This window comes from Micromonospora sp. CPCC 206171 (assembly GCF_036906755.1).
In the GTDB taxonomy this organism is placed as follows: Bacteria; Actinomycetota; Actinomycetes; order Mycobacteriales; family Micromonosporaceae; genus Micromonospora; species Micromonospora purpureochromogenes.
In genome coordinates, this window is sequence record NZ_JBAKHT010000024.1 from 15984 (window position 1) to 33391 (window position 17408).

At 75.1% G+C, this 17408-nt stretch carries 14 protein-coding genes; 6 read left to right on the forward strand and 8 right to left on the reverse strand.

What is annotated here, in order from left to right; all coding sequences use genetic code 11:
* Positions 1–28: 28 nt before the first annotated feature.
* The 6 genes from V6U89_RS23640 to hemE form a co-directional block, all read right to left on the reverse strand.
* Positions 29–1405: an extracellular solute-binding protein gene (locus V6U89_RS23640; RefSeq protein WP_334573545.1), complete on the reverse strand. Its 1377-nt coding sequence runs from the start codon at positions 1403–1405 to the stop codon at positions 29–31.
* Positions 1402–3984 (reverse strand): trypsin-like peptidase domain-containing protein, encoded by a 2583-nt coding sequence (locus V6U89_RS23645; RefSeq protein ID WP_334573547.1) that lies wholly within the window; start codon positions 3982–3984, stop codon positions 1402–1404. Before V6U89_RS23645 ends, V6U89_RS23640 begins: the two co-directional genes overlap by 4 nt.
* A 25-nt stretch (positions 3985–4009) precedes the next feature.
* Positions 4010–4336, reverse strand: a complete 327-nt coding sequence (locus V6U89_RS23650; RefSeq protein WP_334573549.1) for a CU044_2847 family protein — start codon at positions 4334–4336, stop codon at positions 4010–4012.
* 87 nt (positions 4337–4423) lie between these two features.
* Positions 4424–5125: a hydrogen peroxide-dependent heme synthase gene (gene hemQ / locus V6U89_RS23655; protein WP_334573551.1), complete on the reverse strand. Its 702-nt coding sequence runs from the start codon at positions 5123–5125 to the stop codon at positions 4424–4426.
* Entirely contained in the window at positions 5122–6531 is a 1410-nt protein-coding gene (hemG, locus tag V6U89_RS23660) for a protoporphyrinogen oxidase (RefSeq protein WP_334573553.1), read from the reverse strand. The genes hemQ and hemG overlap by 4 nt, the downstream gene beginning before the upstream one ends.
* A 6-nt stretch (positions 6532–6537) precedes the next feature.
* On the reverse strand, positions 6538–7635 hold the full coding sequence (hemE, locus tag V6U89_RS23665) for a uroporphyrinogen decarboxylase (RefSeq protein WP_334573556.1): 1098 nt from the start codon (positions 7633–7635) through the stop codon (positions 6538–6540).
* 208 nt (positions 7636–7843) lie between these two features.
* Here hemE and V6U89_RS23670 point away from each other — a divergent pair, with 208 nt between their 5' ends.
* The 6 genes from V6U89_RS23670 to V6U89_RS23695 all read left to right on the forward strand — a co-directional run bounded on the left by V6U89_RS23670 (position 7844) and on the right by V6U89_RS23695 (position 15555).
* The gene (locus tag V6U89_RS23670) at positions 7844–8416 is read left to right on the forward strand and encodes a DUF3000 domain-containing protein (RefSeq protein ID WP_334573558.1); all 573 of its coding nucleotides are present in this window, start codon (positions 7844–7846) and stop codon (positions 8414–8416) included.
* 175 nt (positions 8417–8591) lie between these two features.
* Entirely contained in the window at positions 8592–9899 is a 1308-nt protein-coding gene (locus V6U89_RS23675) for a ribonuclease D (RefSeq protein ID WP_334573560.1), read from the forward strand.
* A 192-nt stretch (positions 9900–10091) separates the two neighbouring features.
* Positions 10092–11285: a thiolase family protein gene (locus V6U89_RS23680; protein WP_088963308.1), complete on the forward strand. Its 1194-nt coding sequence runs from the start codon at positions 10092–10094 to the stop codon at positions 11283–11285.
* Complete coding sequence (locus V6U89_RS23685) at positions 11282–13351, forward strand: 3-hydroxyacyl-CoA dehydrogenase NAD-binding domain-containing protein (RefSeq protein WP_334573563.1); 2070 nt, start codon at positions 11282–11284, stop codon at positions 13349–13351. The genes V6U89_RS23680 and V6U89_RS23685 overlap by 4 nt, the downstream gene beginning before the upstream one ends.
* A 200-nt stretch (positions 13352–13551) precedes the next feature.
* Positions 13552–14529 carry a hypothetical protein gene (locus tag V6U89_RS23690; RefSeq protein ID WP_334573565.1) on the forward strand — a complete coding sequence of 326 codons (978 nt, stop codon included), beginning with the start codon at positions 13552–13554 and terminating at the stop codon, positions 14527–14529.
* Positions 14530–14697: 168 nt separating this feature from the next.
* A complete protein-coding gene (locus V6U89_RS23695) occupies positions 14698–15555 on the forward strand; it encodes a hypothetical protein (RefSeq protein ID WP_334573567.1) in 858 nt (285 codons plus the stop codon).
* 55 nt (positions 15556–15610) lie between these two features.
* Here V6U89_RS23695 and V6U89_RS23700 read toward each other — a convergent pair whose 3' ends face one another.
* Positions 15611–15997, reverse strand: a complete 387-nt coding sequence (locus V6U89_RS23700; RefSeq protein WP_154942882.1) for a VOC family protein — start codon at positions 15995–15997, stop codon at positions 15611–15613.
* Positions 15998–16160: 163 nt separating this feature from the next.
* Positions 16161–17402 carry an AEC family transporter gene (locus V6U89_RS23705; protein WP_334573569.1) on the reverse strand — a complete coding sequence of 414 codons (1242 nt, stop codon included), beginning with the start codon at positions 17400–17402 and terminating at the stop codon, positions 16161–16163.
* Positions 17403–17408 lie beyond the last annotated feature (6 nt).

Consider the following 17408-nt stretch of genomic DNA (forward strand, 5'->3'; position numbering starts at 1 on the left):
GGTCCGCCTCGCCGGGGAGCGCCGCCCGTCAGCCACCCCGCAGCGCCCGGTTGAGCCGGGCCTCGAAGTCCTCCGGCAGCGTGCCGTCCCCCTCCAGGGCGGTCCGGACGCCCTCCCGGAACACCCGGCTGAACTGGAAGTAGTGCGGCACCCGGGGCCGTACCCGGGCCTCCCGGACCGCCTCGCCGAGCAGCGCGAGGTACGGGAACCGCTGCCGCAGCGCCGCGTCGGCGTAGACGTCCGTGCGGGTCGGGGCGAAGCCGCCCACGGTGAACAGGGTGCGCTGGGCCTCCTCCCGGGTCAGGAACTCGATCAGCGCCTGGGCGGCGCGCGGCTGCCGGCTCTGCTTGGCGATGGCGAGGTTCTGGCCGCCCAGCGCCGAGGGGCCGGGCAGCCGGGTCACCTCGAACGGCACCCGGGGCCCCGGCGGGTCGGTGGCGGCCAGCGACCGGTAGTTGACCGGCCAGTTGCGCATGAACAACGCCCGGCCCTCCTGGAAGTCCCGGAGGCCGCGCGCCTCGTCGCCGGGGACGGTGAAGGCGTCGCCCACCAGCAGGCCGTCGCGCCGGGCCGCGGCGACGTCACGCAGCCGGCGCTCCCACCGCTCCCGCTGGAAGACCACCCGGTTCTCCGTCTCGTCGACGAGTCGGTCGACGCCGCCGGCCCAGAGCAGTTCCATCCCGTTGACGGTCAGCCCCTCGTACGGGCCGAACTGCCCGACGTACCCGGCGACGGGCCGTTGCGTCCCGCCGCCCGCGCCGGTCAGCGCCGCGCTCCGGTCGATGATGGCGTCCCAGTCGAAGCGGGGCGCCTCGCCCGGCGCGGCCGGCGCCCCGCCGGTCACCAGGTCCGACCGGTAGAAGAGCAGGCCGGCGTCGGTGTTGAAGGGCAGCGCCCAGAGCGAGCCCCGGTAGCGGCAGCTGTCCAGCACCTCCGGCACGAACGCGTCGAGGTGCCCCGGGGCCAGCCGCGCCTCGTCGATCGGGCGCAGGTGACCGGCGGCGGCGAACTCCGCGGTGAAGGTGACGTCGAGGTTGTAGATGTCCACCTCGTCGTCGGGGTCGTCGCCGCCGCCCGCCGCCTGCGCCTGGGCGATCCCCACCATCTCGCTGTGCTGCTGGTCGGTGGTGACCGGGGCCTCGCGGATCCGGGCCGGGCTCTGCGGGTGCAGCACGTTCCAGAGCTTGACCAGTTCCTTGCGCGGCCCGCCGGAGCTGGTGTCCTTGCCACTGAGAATCACCAGCTCGCCGCGCTCCAGCGGCTCCTCCCGGGTGGCGACGTACCAGCCCAGCGTGGCGACCACACCGACCACCGTGCCGACGGCCACCCCGAGCAGGAACGACGCCGGCACCCGACGCCGGCGACGAGGAGTCCCGGACGCATCATGCGGCTTCCGGTCGGTCACTGGCCGACTCCCTTCTCCCAGAGTTGACGGAACAGCCCGGTCAGCGCCCGGTCCACGGTGCTCGCCTCGGCCTGCAGGCACTGCCCGCCGCTGGCCCGGGCGGTCTGCCGCAGGGTGCGGGTCCGCACCCGGTCGTCGCAGCTCGCCTCGCCGACGGCGAGCACGTAGAGGCGTACCGGGGGGTCGCCCTCGACCCGGGGCACCAGGCCGCCGCTGGCGGTGTCGCGCCCGTCGGTGAGGACCACGACGGCCCGCAGGTGGTCGTCCCCGCCGCCCCGCCGGCGCACCTCGCCGATCGCGGCGTCGATGGTCCGGTACAGCGGCGTGTCCCCCGCCGGCACGGTCCGCCGCAGCCGGGCGACCAGCGCCTCGTCCCGCGCCGGGTCGGCCCGCCCGATCGCCCGCAGCCGCCCGGCGTTGCCCCGGTAGGCGGTGGAGAACGCCCACACCCCGACCTCGTCCCGGCCGCCGAGGCGGCGCAGCGAGGCGGCGATGCCGTCCACCGCCACGTCGAACCGGGTGCCGCGGCCCGCCTCCGCCAGCATCGAGCCGGACGTGTCCAGCGCCAGCAGCACCCGGGCGGGCCGCCGGGCCTCCCGGTACCGCTGGTCGGCGGTGTTCAGCGCGAGCGCGTCGGAGCCGTCGACGAGTTCCCACTGCGGGTTGTCCAGCAGCCAGCCCGGCAGCACGCCGTTCTCCTCGGTCAGCGCCGGCCCGGTCCCGTCCCGGCCGGGCACCCGGAAGCCCCGGGCCAGCAGCTCGTCCCGCCCCGGCCCGGTCAACCAGCGGCGCAGGTCGTCCGCGGCGGCCCGGGCGGCGGGGCTCTGCACGGAGTCCGGCCAGCGCAGCAGGACCAGCCGGTGGTCCACCCCGGGGGTCAGCTCCGGATAGAAGGCCACCAGCCCCCGGCCGGACGCGGGACGGCCGCGCTCGACGCAGCCGTCGCCGAGCCGCTCGCCGAGGTTGAACTGGACCAGTGCCTGCTCGGTGGTGACCACCGCGGGCGGCGGCGGGGCGGCCGGGTCGGCGGCGAGTTGGCGCTGCCGGCACAGCACGGCGGCGAGGCTGCCCAGTGGGAAGCCGCGGGCGTCCTGGGCGGCCTCCAGGCGCTGCTCGACCTGCTGGCGGATCCACGCCGTGTCGGGTGCGCCGTCGTACAGCGCCACGTCGACCATCCGGGCCTCCGGGGACACCGCCGGATCGGGGCGGACGACCTGCCAGCCGGTGCCGGTGACCCGCCGGCCGGAGTCGGTGACCGTCGGCTCCTCCCCCGGGCCCCGGCTGGCCTTGGCGAACAGCTCGGGCCAGGACAGTGACCGCTGCCGGTCGGCGTCGTCGCGGGCAGGGTCGACGAGGGCGCGCGGCACCGCCAGCACCAGCGGCGTACGGGCCACCGTCAGGTAGTCCCGGACGGTGGTCAGGTTCAGCACCTGCTGCGACGGCATCTCGGCACCCGGGAACCAGGCGTCCGGGCGCGGCCCGACGTCGGCCGGGTACCAGCCCGGCGTCCCCGGGTCCCCCTCGGTCGCCGGCCGGCCGGCGGACTCCGACCAGCCGAGCTGGACACCCTGTGCCACCTCGCGCGGCGCGGCGGGATAGACGAAGACGTTGGTCGTCCGGCAGCCCCCGGCGCGGGCCGCGGTCCACGACTCGTACGCGGCGGCCACCGCCTGGTAGGTCACCAGGTCGTCCGGGGCGGCGGCGACCCGCAGCTCGACCGGCCCGGCGCAGCCGCCCAGCGGCTCGGGCACGGCGGCGAGCCCCACCGCCAGCAGCGCCACCACCAGCGCCGCCGCCCGGGCCCGGACCCGCGGCGACCAGCGGGCGGCGGCCGGGGCGGGACCGGTGCGCCACCGGCTGAACGGCTGCCGCCAGCGGGGCAGCACCCGGGGCCGGCCGTACTGGTCGGCCACCGGCAGCCGGCGGATCGGGATCATGAAGGCGGCCGGGCGGGCCGGCTGCGGCCGGACCACCTGGTCGACCGCGACGATCATGCCGATGACGCAGCGCAGCCGGCTGTCCCACACCGGCGCGCCGGAGAATCCGGGCTCGATCTGGTAGCCGGAGTCGCTGCGGTTGGCGAGTTGGATCCAGCCGCCGCCGATCGGCCCGACCACCCACCCCTCGAACCAGCGGCCCTCGGGCAGCGCGCGGGGGAAGCCGAAGACCCGGCAGACCCGGTCCCGGGTGCCGGCCTGGCCGGGGCGGGCCAGGCGGACCGGCCGGGCCCCGACCGGCGCCGGCGCGACGAGCTGGAGGACGGCGTAGTCCCCCGACCCGTCCGGCCGCCCCGGCTGCCAGTGCTGCGGCAGGACCAGCGCGGCGAGGCGGCGGCCCGGCGCCACCAGAGGGAAGCTCACCGACACCACGACGGCCTCGGCCGGCCCGGGCGCCACCGCCTCCGGGCCCAGTGCCGCCTGCACCACGTGGGCGCAGGTCAGCAGACGGGCGGAGTCGATCAGGAAGGCCGCGCCGACGACGTTCCCGGCCCGGTCGTGCACGGCCGCCACCGCGAGCGTCGCCTCGCCGGGCACCGGGCGCGAGGGCCGCTGCGGTGGACGCCCCGTCGCGCCGGGCATCACGCGGTGGTCCGGCGCCGCCGGCTCAGGCGGCGGGGTCGGCGCGGTTCCATTCGAGCTGCACCTTGAGGTTGGCTTCCGAGGTGCCGCTGGCCACGACGAGCCCGCCCTTGGCCGCCAGCTTCACGCCGAACTCCACGCAGACCCGGTCCGGCGGCTCGGCGGCGTCGCGCAGGTTGCGCAGCACGGCGTCGGTCACCGGCCGCAGCTGGGCCAGGGCGGACTCCAGCGTCTGGTGCGCCCGCGCCACCACCTCGCCGGCCCGGCCGACCGGGACCACGCCCTCCTCGTCGCCGACCTCGACGCGGATTGCGCCACCGCCGTCCAGCGGGAACTCGACGAGCTGCGACACCGGGCCTCCAGACGGATCCGCACGGCAGCGACAGTTACCGTGATGGATCTGACACGTTACCGGGGGTACGCAAACCCGGTAAGCCCGTCACACCAGGCAGTTGACGATGTCGGCGACCGAGCGGCGCCGACCGGTGTAGAACGGGACCTCCTCGCGGACGTGCCGGCGGGCGCCGGAGCCGCGCAGGTCGCGCATCAGGTCGACGATCCGGTGCAGCTCGTCGGCCTCGAAGGCGAGCATCCACTCGTAGTCGCCGAGGGCGAACGAGGCGACCGTGTTGGCCCGGACGTCGGGGTAGCCGCGCGCCATCTTGCCGTGCTCGGCCAGCATCTCGCGCCGCTCGGCGTCGGGCAGCAGGTACCACTCGTACGAGCGGACGAACGGGTAGACGCAGAGGTAGGGGCGGGGCTCCTCGTTGGCGAGGAAGGCCGGGATGTGGCTCTTGTTGAACTCCGCCGGCCGGTGCAGGGCCATCTGCGACCAGACCGGAGTCATCGCCCGGCCCAGGGTGGTCCGGCGGAACCGCAGGTAGGCGTCCTGGAGGGCGTCGCTGGAGGAGGAGTGCCACCAGATCAGCAGGTCGGCGTCGGCGCGCAGGCCGGCCACGTCGTACAGGCCGCGGACCACGACGTCCTTGCCGGCCAGCTCCTCGAAGAGCGCCTCGACCTCGCCGGTGACGTTCTCCCGCAGGGCCGGCAGCGGGCTGGTGGCCCGGAACACCGACCACATGGTGTAGCGGATGCTCGCGTTGAGCTCCTTGAGCCGGGCCGCGTTGGTCTGCTCGGTCATGAACCCGATCCTCCCAGTGCTTCGATGATCTCTCCGGCCGCCGTCTCGCCGGAGCGGACGCAGACCGGAATGCCGACCCCGTCGAGGCCGGCGCCGGCCAGGACCAGCGTCGGGTGGGCCGCGCGCAGCGCCGTCCGGGCGGCGGCGACCCGGTCGCCGTGACCCGGGGCGTACTGCGGCAGCGCCCCGCCCCAGCGCTGCACGTGGCTGGCGAGCGGCGCGGGCAGCGCCACCCCGAGCACGCCGGACAGCTCCCGGTGCACGGTGGCCACCAGGTCGGCGTCCGCCAGGTGCAGGGACGTCTCGTCGCCGTACCGGCCGACGGAGGCGCGGACCAGGGCGATGCCGTCCGGTCGGGCCAGGTGCCCCCACTTGGTGGTGAAGAACGTCGACGCCTTGATCAGCAGGCCCTCGGTGGCCGGCACCAGGAACCCGGAGAGCGCCGGCAGCTCCGGGTCGGGCAGGGCCAGGGTGACCAGCGCGACGCTGGCGTAGTCGAGCCCGCCGATCGTCGTGGCCACCTCGGCGGCGATCGGGGCGAGCAGCCGGGCGGCGGGCCGGGCCGGCAGGGCGAGCACCACCGCGTCCGCCTCGACCAGCTCCGGGTCGCGGGTCGGGCCCACGGTCAGCCGCCAACCGTGCGCGATGGGCGCCAGCTCGCGGACCGCGGCATGAAGTCGGATGGTCGCGCCGCTGGCCGTCGCCGCGGCCTCGACCAGCGTGGAGAGCCCGCCGGCCAGGGTACCGAAGACCGGCGCGCCCGGGGCGCGCGGCGCGGCGGCCTGGGCGGCGCGGACCGCCCCGGTCAGGGTGTGCTCGACGCGGGCCGCGCGGGCCAGCGCCGGCATGGTGGTGACCAGCGACAGGTCGTCGGCCCGGCCGGCGTAGACGCCGCCGAGCATCGGGTCGACCAGCCGGTCCACCACCTCGTCCCCGAGGCGGGCCCGGACCAGCGTCCCGACCGCGACGTCCTCGTCCGGCCCGAGCAGCGGCCGGCCGCCGTCGCGGTCGGCGTCCGCCGCCGGCTTCGCGACCGTCGCCACCCGCTCCAGATCCCCGGGTACGCCCACCAGCGTGCCGCCCGGCACCGGGCGCAGCCCGCCGTCTACGGCGAGCGCCGCCTGCCCGACGGTGGGGTGGACGATCCTCTCCGCCAGGCCGAGCCGGCGGATCAGCGTGACGGCGGCGGACTCCCCGCCGGCCGGGTCACGCATCAGGAACGACTCGGCGCCGAACTCGACGGGCTGCCCGGCCAGTTCACCGGTGCGCAGCTTGCCGCCGAGCGCGCCGGACTGCTCATACACGGTGATCTCGGTGCCGGCGGGGGCGCGGTCGCGCAACCGGACGGCGGCGGCCAGCCCGGCGATCCCGCCGCCGACCACCGCCACCCGCCACGGCCGCGACACGACGCCTCAGCCCTGCTCGGCCCGGCGCGCGGACACCTCGTGCACCAGCGCGACCACCCGGGTCAGCACCTCGGGGTCGGTCTCCGGCAGGACGCCGTGGCCGAGGTTGAACACGTGGCCGGGGGCCGCGCGGCCCTGCTCCAGGATCCGCCGGACCTCGGTCTCCACCACCGACCAGGGGGCGAGCAGCACGGTGGGGTCGAGGTTGCCCTGCACCGCCCGGTCCGACCCGATCCGGCGGGTGGCGACGTCCAGCGGGGTACGCCAGTCCACGCCGACCACGTCGGCGCCGGCCTCGCCCATCGCGCCGAGCAGTTCGGCGGTGCCCACCCCGAAGTGGATCCGGGGCACGCCGGCGTCGGCCAGCCCGGACAGCACGGTCGTCGAGTGCGGCAGCACGTAGCGGCGGTAGTCGGCCTCGGAGAGCGCGCCGGCCCAGGAGTCGAAGAGCTGCACCGCGGAGACCCCGGCCTCGACCTGCACCCGCAGGAACGACAGCGTCACCTCGGCCAGGCGGGCGCAGAGCGCGTGCCACAGCTCCGGCTGGCCGTACATCAGGGCCTTGGTCTTCGCGTGGGTCCGCGACGGGCCGCCCTCGACCAGGTAGCTGGCGAGGGTGAACGGCGCGCCGGCGAACCCGATCAGCGGGGTCTCGCCCAGCTCGGCCACCAGCAGCCGGACCGCCTCGTCCACGTAGGACACGTCGTCGCGGCCGATCGGGCGGATCCGCGCGACGTCCTCGGCCGTGCGGACCGGCTCGGCCACCACCGGCCCGGTGCCCGGAACGATGTCCAGGTCGACCCCGGCCGCGGCGACCGGCACCACGATGTCGCTGAACAGGATCGCCGCGTCGACCCCGTGCCGGCGCACCGGCTGGAGGGTGATCTCGGCGACCAGGTCCGGGCGGCGGCAGGACTCCAGCATCCCCACGTTCGCCCGGATCTCCCGGTACTCCGGCAGCGACCGGCCGGCCTGGCGCATGAACCAGACCGGGGTGTGCGGGACGGGCCGGCGGCGGCAGGCCCGGACGAAGGGCGAGTCGGCCGGCCCGCCGGGGCGGGGTTCTCCGTCTCGGGCGACAGTGCCCGTGGTGTCGGTGGTCATCGCGGCAATCGTGCCACGCGCGGGGAGGACCCCAGCGGGCAGCGCCGGCTTTTGTGACCCGCGCCCACCGGGCCCTCCGGCCCTGGTGCGGACGGGCGGAATCGTGTCGCCGGTCCGCCGCGCCGCACCGCTGCGGCCCCCCACCGCGGTCCCGGCGTTCGGCGCGCCGTCCGCGCGGGCGAGCGGAGCGCGGCATAGGCTGCCGGTCATGGCCCCCCCGATCGCGCTCCCGGAGACCTTCGCCCACGCGGTCGCCGGACTGCGGTCGGTGACCCCCCGGGCGGAGATCGCGCTGGAGGAGGTCGGCGCCCCCCAGCGGCTCGCCCCGTACGCCTTCGCACTCTCCGCCGCCGTGCTGCGCGACTCCGACGAGGTGGCCACCGGGCGGCTGATCCTGCTGCACGACCCGGCGGGTCACGAGGCGTGGCAGGGCACCCTGCGGCTGGTCACCTACGTCACCGCGGAGCTGGAGGTCGACCTGGCCGCCGACCCGCTGCTGCCCGGGGTGGGCTGGACCTGGCTGGTCGACGCCCTGGAGGCGCACGACGCGCGCTACCGGGCGGCCGGCGGCACGGTCACCCAGACCATGTCGACCCGGTTCGGCGAGCTGGCCGGCCCGCCCGCCGCCGGGGACGTCGAGATCCGCGCCTCCTGGACGCCGCTCGGCGACGACCTCGCCCCGCACCTGGAAGCGTGGTGCGCGCTGCTCGCCTCGACGGCGGGGCTGCCGCCGCCCGGGGTGACCGCGCTCTCCGAGCGCCGCTCGGCCGGCGCCGCCTGAACCGGGGCGGCACCGGCGTCCGGTTCCACCGGCGCGCCGCCCGCGGGACGTACCTGCGCGAACGGGCTCTCTCTCCCCCGTTGTCCGACTGCGCCGGGACACCTGTCGGCCGCTTCACCGACACACCCCGGACCGGCTGCACACACCGGATCGCGCGGCGCACTAGGGTTGTCAGGTGACCGACGAACCACCCCTGCGCCGTCGGGCCGCCGAAAGCCGTACGGGAGACGACCAGCCCTCGGCCGCGCCGGAGCCGGAGGACGTGGGGACCGACCAGCCCAGCGGCGGCCCCGTTCCGCTGACCGCTCCCCGCGACGGCACGCCCCAGCCGGTGGCCACCCCGAGCGAACTCGACGAGGTCGTGGCCCGCTTCGCCGCGGGCGACGGCCCGGTGGCCCTGGACGCCGAGCGTGCCTCCGGCTACCGCTACAGCCAGCGCGCCTACCTCGTGCAGCTACGCCGGGAGGGCGCCGGGACAGCGTTGATCGACCCGCTGCCGCTGCCCGACCTGACCGCGCTCGACGAGGCGATCGGCGGGGCGGAGTGGGTGCTGCACGCCGCCAGCCAGGACCTCGCCTGCCTGGCCGAGGTGGGGCTGCGCCCGCGCCGGCTCTTCGACACCGAGCTGGCCGCCCGGCTGGCCAACTTCGAGCGGGTCGGCCTGGCCGCCCTCACCGAGCAGCTGCTCGGCTACACGCTGGAGAAGCACCACTCGGCGGCCGACTGGTCCAGCCGGCCGCTGCCCGAGTCCTGGCTGACCTACGCCGCCCTGGACGTCGAGATGCTGGTCGACCTCCGCGACGCCCTGGACGAGGAGCTGAAGCGGCAGGGCAAGTCGGAGTGGGCGGCGGAGGAGTTCGCCGCGCTGATCCGCAACGGCGCCCGCCCGCCCCGGGTCCGGGCCGAGCCGTGGCGGCGCACCTCGGGCATCCACCGGGTACGCGGGGCGCGCGCCCAGGCCCGGGTCCGTTCCCTGTGGTACGCCCGGGACCAGATCGCCGCCCGGCGGGACGCGGCCCCGGGTCGGGTGCTGCCGGACTCGGCGATCGTCGCCGCCGCCGAGCTGGACCCGAAGGACGAGCGGACGCTGCTGACCCTGCCCGGGTTCGGTGGCCGTTCGGTGCGCCGGCTGGCCCGCACCTGGCTGGCGGCGCTGGACGACGCCCGGCAGCTGCCGGACGACGCGCTGCCGGTCACCCCGGCGGTCGAGGGTCCGCCGCCGCCGCACCGCTGGGCGGAGCGGGACCCGGTGGCCGCCGGCCGGCTGGCCCGCTGCCGGGAGGTGGTGGTCCGGGTGGCTGCGGAGCACAACCTGCCCGCGGAGAACCTGATCGCCCCCGACTCCGTACGCCGCCTGGCCTGGCTACCCCCGGACGAGATCACCGAGGCCACCGTCGCGGAGACCCTACGCGGCTACGGCGCCCGCGAGTGGCAGCTCACCCTCCTGGTCCCCGCCCTCACCGAGGCCCTCCCCACCACCTGACCCACCGCTGCGCTTCGTCGATCATGAAGTTATCGCCCCGACCCGCCGAGGGCAGGGGCGATAACTTCATGATCGACGGCGGGCGGGTCAGTGCGCCCGGGTGTGGGGTGGGCCACATGGGGGGTGCTGTCGGGGTTGGTTACTGGCGAGTAGCATCCGGGGGAACATGCCCGTGCCGGCTAGGAGGCTCAAGTGCCCCGTGAAGTTCGGGATGTCGTCTTCGTCGACGGCGTCCGTACCCCGTTCGGCAAGGCGGGTGGCATGTACGCCAACACCCGCGCCGACGACCTGGTGATCCGCTGCATCCGCGAGCTGCTGCGCCGGAACCCGCAGCTGCCGCCGGAGCGGGTCGAGGAAGTCGCCATCGCCGCCACGACCCAGATCGGCGACCAGGGCCTGACCATCGGCCGCACCGCCGCCCTGCTGTCCGGGCTGCCCAAGACCGTGCCCGGCTTCTCCATCGACCGGATGTGCGCCGGCGCGATGACCGCCGTCACCTCCGTCGCCGGCGGCATCGCCATGGGCGCGTACGACATCGCCATCGCCGGCGGCGTCGAGCACATGGGCCGGCACCCGATGGGTGAGGGCGTCGACCCCAACCCGCGGATCATCGCGGAGAAGCTGGTCGACCCGTCCGCCCTGGTCATGGGCGCCACCGCGGAGAACCTGCACGACCGGGCCCCGCAGATCACCAAGGAGCGCACCGACGCGTTCGGGCTCGCCTCGCAGCAGAAGACCGCCAAGGCGTACGCCAACGGCAAGCTCCAGGACGACCTGGTGCCGGTCGCGATCCGCGACGCCGACGGCGGCTGGGGCCTGGCCACCACCGACGAGGCTCCCCGGGAGACCTCGCTGGAGAAGCTCGCCACCCTGAAGACGCCGTTCCGCCCGCACGGCAGGGTCACCGCGGGCAACGCGGCCGGCCTGAACGACGGCGCCACCGCCAGCCTGCTCGCCGACGAGGCCACCGCCCGCGAGCTGGGCCTGCCGGTCGCCATGCGCCTGGTGTCGTACGGCTTCGTGGGCGTCGAGCCCGAGGTGATGGGCGTCGGCCCGATCCCCTCGACGGAGAAGGCGCTGCGCATCGCCGGCCTCACCATCGACGACATCGGCCTGTTCGAGCTGAACGAGGCGTTCGCCGTGCAGGTGCTCGCCTTCCTCGACCACTTCGGCATCGCCGACGACGACCCGCGGGTCAACCCGTGGGGTGGGGCGATCGCCATCGGCCACCCGCTCGCCTCCTCGGGCGTACGGCTGATGACCCAGCTCGCCCGCCAGTTCGCCGAGCACCCCGAGGTCCGCTACGGCCTCAACGCCATGTGCATCGGCATCGGCATGGGCGGCACCGTGATCTGGGAGAACCCGCACTGGGAGGGCAACAAGTGAGCGCGCTCGCCGCACCGAACGAGGTCGTCACCAGGGCGCTGCTGCGCGCGGTACGGGTGCCGGGGCTGGACAAGCCGGCCGCCCTGATCACCCTCGACAACGGCTTCGACCACACCAAGCCGAACACCTTCGGCCCGGCCGGTCTGACCAGCCTGGACGAGGCGATCACCGCCGCGCTGGCCGCCGACCCGGCGTTCATCGCGGTCACTGGCAAGCCGTACATCTTCTGCGTCGGCGCCGACATCGTCGGCCTGCCGGCGCTGGCCGACCGCGAGCAGGCGCTGGAGATCGGCCGGCTCGGCCACCGGGTCTTCGCCCGGCTCAAGGACAGCGAGATCCCGACCTTCGCCTTCGTCAACGGCGCGGCGATGGGGGGCGGCCTGGAGCTGGCGCTGCACTGCCACTACCGGACCCTGTCCCGCGGCGCGGCGGCCCTGGCGCTGCCCGAGGTCTCGCTCGGCCTGGTGCCCGGCTGGGGCGGTACCCAGCTGCTGCCGAACCTGATCGGCATCCCGGCGGCGACCCAGGTGATCATCCAGAACCCGCTGATGCAGAACAAGATGCTCAAGCCGAAGCAGGCTGCCGAGCTGGGCATCGCGGACGTGCTGCTGGAGCCGGCCGACTTCCTGGAGCGGTCCCTGGAGTGGGCCGCCGGCGTCGTGCGGGGCGAGGTCACCGTGACCCGGCCCGAGGTCGACAAGGACATGTGGGCGGGCGTGCTCTACTTCGCCCGGCAGACCCTGGACCAGCGGCTGCACGGCGCGGTCCCGGCCGCGTACAAGGCGCTGGACCTGCTGGAGACGGCGAAGGACGCGGACTTCGCCACCGGCACCGCCGCCGAGGACGAGGCGCTGGCGGACCTGGTCTTCTCCGAGGAGCTGCGCAGCGGCCTGTACGCCTTCGACCTGGTGCAGCGGCGGGCCAAGCGGCCGGCCGGCGCGCCGGACAAGGGCCTGGCCCGGCCGGTCACCAAGGTGGGCATCGTCGGCGCCGGCCTGATGGCCAGCCAGCTCGCCCTGCTCTTCGCCCGCCGCCTCCAGGTCCCGGTCGTCATGACCGACCTGGACCAGGCCCGGGTGGACAAGGGCGTCGGCTACGTGCACACCCAGATCGAGAAGGCCGTCAGCAAGGGCCGGATGGACAAGGGCACCGCCGCCAAGCTGTACGGCCTGGTCAGCGGCTCGGTCGACAAGGGCGTCTTCGCCGACGCCGACTTCGTCATCGAGGCGGTCTTCGAGGACCTGAACGTCAAGAAGCAGGTCTGGGCCGAGCTGGAGAAGATCGTCAAGCCGGAGGCGGTGCTCGCCACCAACACCTCGTCGCTGTCGATCACCGCGATGGCCGAGGATCTGGAGCACCCCGAGCGGGTCGTCGGCTTCCACTTCTTCAACCCGGTCGCGGTGCTGCCGCTGCTGGAGATCGTCCGGGGCGAGCGGACCGACGACGCCACGCTGGCCACCGCGTTCGCGGTCGGCAAGCAGCTCCGGAAGTCCTCCGTGCTGGTCTCCGACGCCCCGGCGTTCGTGGTCAACCGGCTGCTCACCCGCTTCCTCGGCACGGTCTTCGCCGCCGTGGACGCGGGCACCCCGCTGGACGTGGCGAACAGCGCGCTGGACCCGCTGGGTCTGCCGATGCGTCCGCTCGCCCTGCTCCAGCTGGTCGGGCCGGCCGTGGCGTACCACGTGGGCGGCACCCTGCACGCCGCCTTCCCGGACCGGTTCGGCGTCAGCGAGAACCTCAAGCGGATCGCCGACTCCGGCCAGCCGATCGTGGTGGACGACCAGATCAACGACGAGGTCGCCAAGCTGCTCGTGGTCGGCGACCAGCCGCTGACCGCCGAGCAGGTACGCCAGAACGCGCTGGACGCGCTGGCGCAGGAGATCCGGCTGATGCTCGACGAGGGCGTCGTCGCCGAGGCGCAGGACATCGACCTGTGCATGATCCTCGGCGCCGGCTGGCCGTTCCACCTGGGCGGCGTCACGCCGTACCTGGACCGGACCGGCACCTCCGAGAAGGTCACCGGCAAGCGGTTCCTGCCGCGCGGGGTCGCCAGCCTGCGCGGCTGATCCCTTCCGCTGCACCGCGATCGCGGTGGTCGGCACGCCCGTCACCGGGGCGTCGCCGGCCACCGCGATCGCGTCTGGGGCACCGGCGGGGGCCCACCCCGCGCGCCACTTGCCCGGGCCGGTCAGACTCGGACGGGGCAGCGCGGCCGGTCCACGGCTCGCTAACATCACGCGTTCTCACCCTCGCCTGGAGCTGATGCATGTCCACACCGCCGGTCGACCCCTGGTCCACGCAGCCGGAGCCCGGCTCGTACCCGCCTCCGCACCAGCCACCGCCGCCCCCGGGCACCGGGCCCACCCAGGCCTGGCCGCACGTGCCGCACCAGGGCGGCCACCCCGACGCCACCCAGCCGTACGGCCGGCCGAACGACCCGCAGCCCACCCAGGCGTACCCCGCGTACCAGTCGGGGCAGGCGGGGGTCCACCCGCCGGCCCAGCCCGGCGGGTATCCGGGCGTGCAGCCGGACGGGTTCGCCGGTGCCCCGGCGTACGGCCTGCCGCCGGCGCCCCCGCCGGCGAAGAAGTCCCGGCTCGGCCTGATCCTGTCGCTGGTCCTCGCCGGGTTGCTGGTGCTCTGCGCGGGCGGCGGCGGCCTGGCCTACGTCGCGCTCTCCGACGACGACCCGGACCCGAAGGCCAGCTCCAGCCCCGGCGTCTCCGGCGCCGCACCGACCACGGCGGCCCCCGAGCCGAGCCCGTCAGAGGAGGTCGAGCCGGCCCCGGAGATCCGGCTGGTGACGCCGAAGACGCTGGCCGGCCGGTCGAGGAACACCGAGCCGCAGCTGCGCCGGATCGCCGACGAGATGGTCCGGGACATGAAGTCCGGGGTACGCAACGAGACCGGCGCGGTGGGCGCCTTCTACGGCAGCGCCGGCAAGCGCAACCTGGTCATGGTGGCCGGCGCCTCCGGCCCGGTGCTCTTCCCCGAGAAGGAGCTGGACGACGCCGTCGCCGGGCTGTCCTCGTCGCTGGCGGTCAAGAAGATGTCCACGGTCGACCCCGGCCCGCTCGGCGGCGTGGCCAAGTGCGGCGCCGGCAAGAGCTCCGGCATCGCGCTCGGGGTGTGCACCTGGGCCGACGAGGGCAGCGTCGGCCTGATCGTGATGTTCTTCTCTTCCGCGGCGAAGGCCAAGGCCGAGTTCGCCACCATCCGAGGTCAGGTCGAGAAGCGCTCCTGAGGCGAGAAGGCGCAGGTCACGGTGGTCGGACGCCCCGTTCGGGCGGCACCGGCCACCGGGACCGTCGACCCCGGAGCGACCGGTCGTGCCCGGTGCGGACGGGACAGCGGGGGTCGGGTGAGCTGGCTAATATCACGCGTCCTCACCTGACGATCTGGAGCTGACCTCATGTCGCAGCCGCCGTCCGATCCCTATCAGTCGCAGCCGGGAAGCGGCGCGCCGTACGGCTCGTACCCGCCGCCGCAGCAGCCGGGCGGTTACCCGGCGCCGCAGCAGCCCGGCGGCTATCCCCCGCCGCAGCAGGGTGGCTACGCCGCGCCGCAGCACGGTGGCTACTCCGCGCCGCAGCAGCAGGGCGGTTACCCGGCGCCGCAGCAGCCGGGAGCCTTCCCGGCCCAGGGCGGCCAGCCGTACGGCGACCCGAGCCAGCCGCCGGCGAAGAAGAAGTCCAACGTCGGCAAGATCGTGCTGATCTCCCTCGCCGTGGTGCTGGTGCTCTGCCTGGGCGGTGCCGCGATCACGTTCTTCGCGGTCAAGGACGAGGTCAAGGAGACCGTCGACGCCACCAAGACCCGGGTGGTCGCCCCGGCGACGCTCGCCGGTCGGGCCAAGTCGACCGAGCCGAAGCTGCTCGACGGCGCCAAGCAGCTCGAGACGGAGCTGAAGAACTCCCTTCCGGACGCCACCAGCACGGTCGGCGGGTTCTACGGCTCGGCGGCCAAGAAGGACCTGGTGATGATCGCCGCCGCCTCCGGCCTGAACACCAACCCGACCAAGACGATGGACGACACCATCAAGGGCGCCGGCCAGAGCGCCGTGCAGCTCGGCGAGATGAAGAAGGTCGACGCCGGGCCACTGGGCGGGGAGGCCAAGTGCGGCGACGCCGAGGCCGCCAGCGTGCCGCTCGGTGTCTGCGTGTGGAGCGACAAGGGCAGCCTGGGCATGATCATCGTCTACTTCAAGTCGGGTGACGAGGCCGCCGCCGAGCTGCCCACCATGCGCGGGCAGATCGAGCAGAAGTCCTGACCCGTACGACCTGAGGAAGGCCCCGTCCACCGAGGTGGGCGGGGCCTTCGTCGGCTCAGCCGGCCGTGGCGGCCCGTTCGGCGGCGCTGCGCAGCACGCAGAACTCGTTACCCTCCGGGTCGGCCAGCACCACCCAGCCGGAGCCGTCCGGCCGGCGGTGGTCGGCGACCTGGACCGCGCCGATGCCGAGCAGGCGCTGCACCTCCTCGTCCCGGGTCCGGTCCGTGGGCTCGATGTCAAGGTGCAGGCGGTTCTTCACCACCTTCTCGTCCGGCACGGCCAGGAAGAGCACCTCCGGCCCGCCCGGCGGCAGCAGCATCGCCTCCGGGTCGCCGGGGAAGTCGTCCGGCTGGCGGGGGCACTCGAAGACCTGGGCCCAGAATCCGGCCAGGGCGTAGGTGTCGCGGCAGTCGATGCCGATGTTGTGGATCCGTGCACTCACGGTGTTCCTCCGTAATGGATGGACGCGCCCCGGGTGCGTGGGATGTCAGCGGTGAACGGGGTGGGGCGCGGCCTTGGTCGTGATGGACATCTGCGCACCCCCTTCCGCCCGTCGGGCCGACGCGACGATCTTGTCATCCCCGCCCAGCGGCTGACAAGCCCGGTCAGCCCAGCAGCGCGCCGATCAGCGCCAGCGTCCCCATCGCGCAGGCGGTGGTCACCACCACCGTCTCCCGGGCCACCACCTCGGCCCGCCCGTACTCGCGGGCGAAGATGTAGGTGTTCTGGGCGGTCGGCAGCGCGGCGCAGACCACCAGGGCCAGCAGGTCCGTGCCGGTGACCCCGACCAGCCGCCCGACCGACCAGGCGATCACCGGTTGGACCAGCAGCTTCAGCCCGGACAGCAGGGCCACCTCCACCTTCACGCCGCCTCCGCGCGACCCATCGCCGGTCGGCGGGGCGCCATCGGTGACCTCGCTGTCGGGGCTGCCGGCCGCACCGTCGACCGTCGGTAGCGCACGGATCGCCAGTACGCCGCCGGAGGCCTGGACGCCGTCGGCGTGCGGTCCGGTGCCGACGGGCGGCGGTCCGGCGCGGGGAGCCGGCCGGTCGCCGGTAGCCGGCGCGGCGTGGGAAGCCAGCCGGTGGCCGGCCGGCGGCCCGGCGTGCGGAACCGGCCGGTCGTCGGTGGGCGGTCCGGCATGGGGAACCGGCCGGTCGCCGGTGGGCGGTCCGACGTGCGGAGCCGGCCGGTCGCCGGTGGGCGGCCCGGCCGCGCGCGAGCCGGCGGTGAGCGAGAGGCCGAGCGTGACCAGCGCGGTCGGCACGGCCGCGGCGCCGAGCATGGCGAGCGGAGCGCCGATCAGGTCCGGCGGTCGCCAGTGCAGGGCGGCGCAGAGCGCGCCGAGGGCCGGCCCCGCGATCACCGGGTTGCGCAGCGGCAGGGTCAGCAGCCGCCCGGGCCGCCACGCCCGCCCGGCGGACCGGTCCAGCAGGACCAGCACCACCGGGGTGACCACCAGCACCTGGAAGAGCAGCACCCCGGTGAGGAAGGTGGCGTCGCCCAGCACCTGCAGCGCCACCGGGATGCCCAGGTTCGCCGAGTTGACGTAGCCGGCCGCCATCGCCCCGATCGTCGCCTCGCCGCCCCCACGGCGGCGAGCCACCGCGCAGAGGACGAACGCCAGCGCCATGGTGGCGGCGGTGCTCGCCGCGAAGGCGCCGAGTGCGGGCAGGCGCACGTCCAGCTCGGTGCGGGACAGCGCGGTGAACAGCGCGGCGGGCATCGCCAGGTGGAACACGAAGCCGCCGAGCACCCGCTCGGCCGCACCGCCCAGCAGCCCGCGCCGTCCGGTCACCCAGCCGAGCCCGGTGAGCAGCCAGATGGGTACGAAGGCGGCGAGCACCTGGGC

Bases quoted from the DNA above. Each gene is read 5' to 3' on its own strand.
- hemQ (WP_334573551.1), bottom strand. From the start codon at position 5,125: ATGACCGAGCAGACCAACGCGGCCCGGCTCAAGGAGCTCAACGCGAGC.
- V6U89_RS23670 (WP_334573558.1), top strand. From the start codon at position 7,844: ATGGCCCCCCCGATCGCGCTCCCGGAGACCTTCGCCCACGCGGTCGCC.
- V6U89_RS23690 (WP_334573565.1), top strand. From the start codon at position 13,552: ATGTCCACACCGCCGGTCGACCCCTGGTCCACGCAGCCGGAGCCCGGC.
- hemE (WP_334573556.1), bottom strand. From the start codon at position 7,635: ATGACCACCGACACCACGGGCACTGTCGCCCGAGACGGAGAACCCCGC.
- V6U89_RS23645 (WP_334573547.1), bottom strand. From the start codon at position 3,984: ATGCCCGGCGCGACGGGGCGTCCACCGCAGCGGCCCTCGCGCCCGGTG.
- V6U89_RS23695 (WP_334573567.1), top strand. From the start codon at position 14,698: ATGTCGCAGCCGCCGTCCGATCCCTATCAGTCGCAGCCGGGAAGCGGC.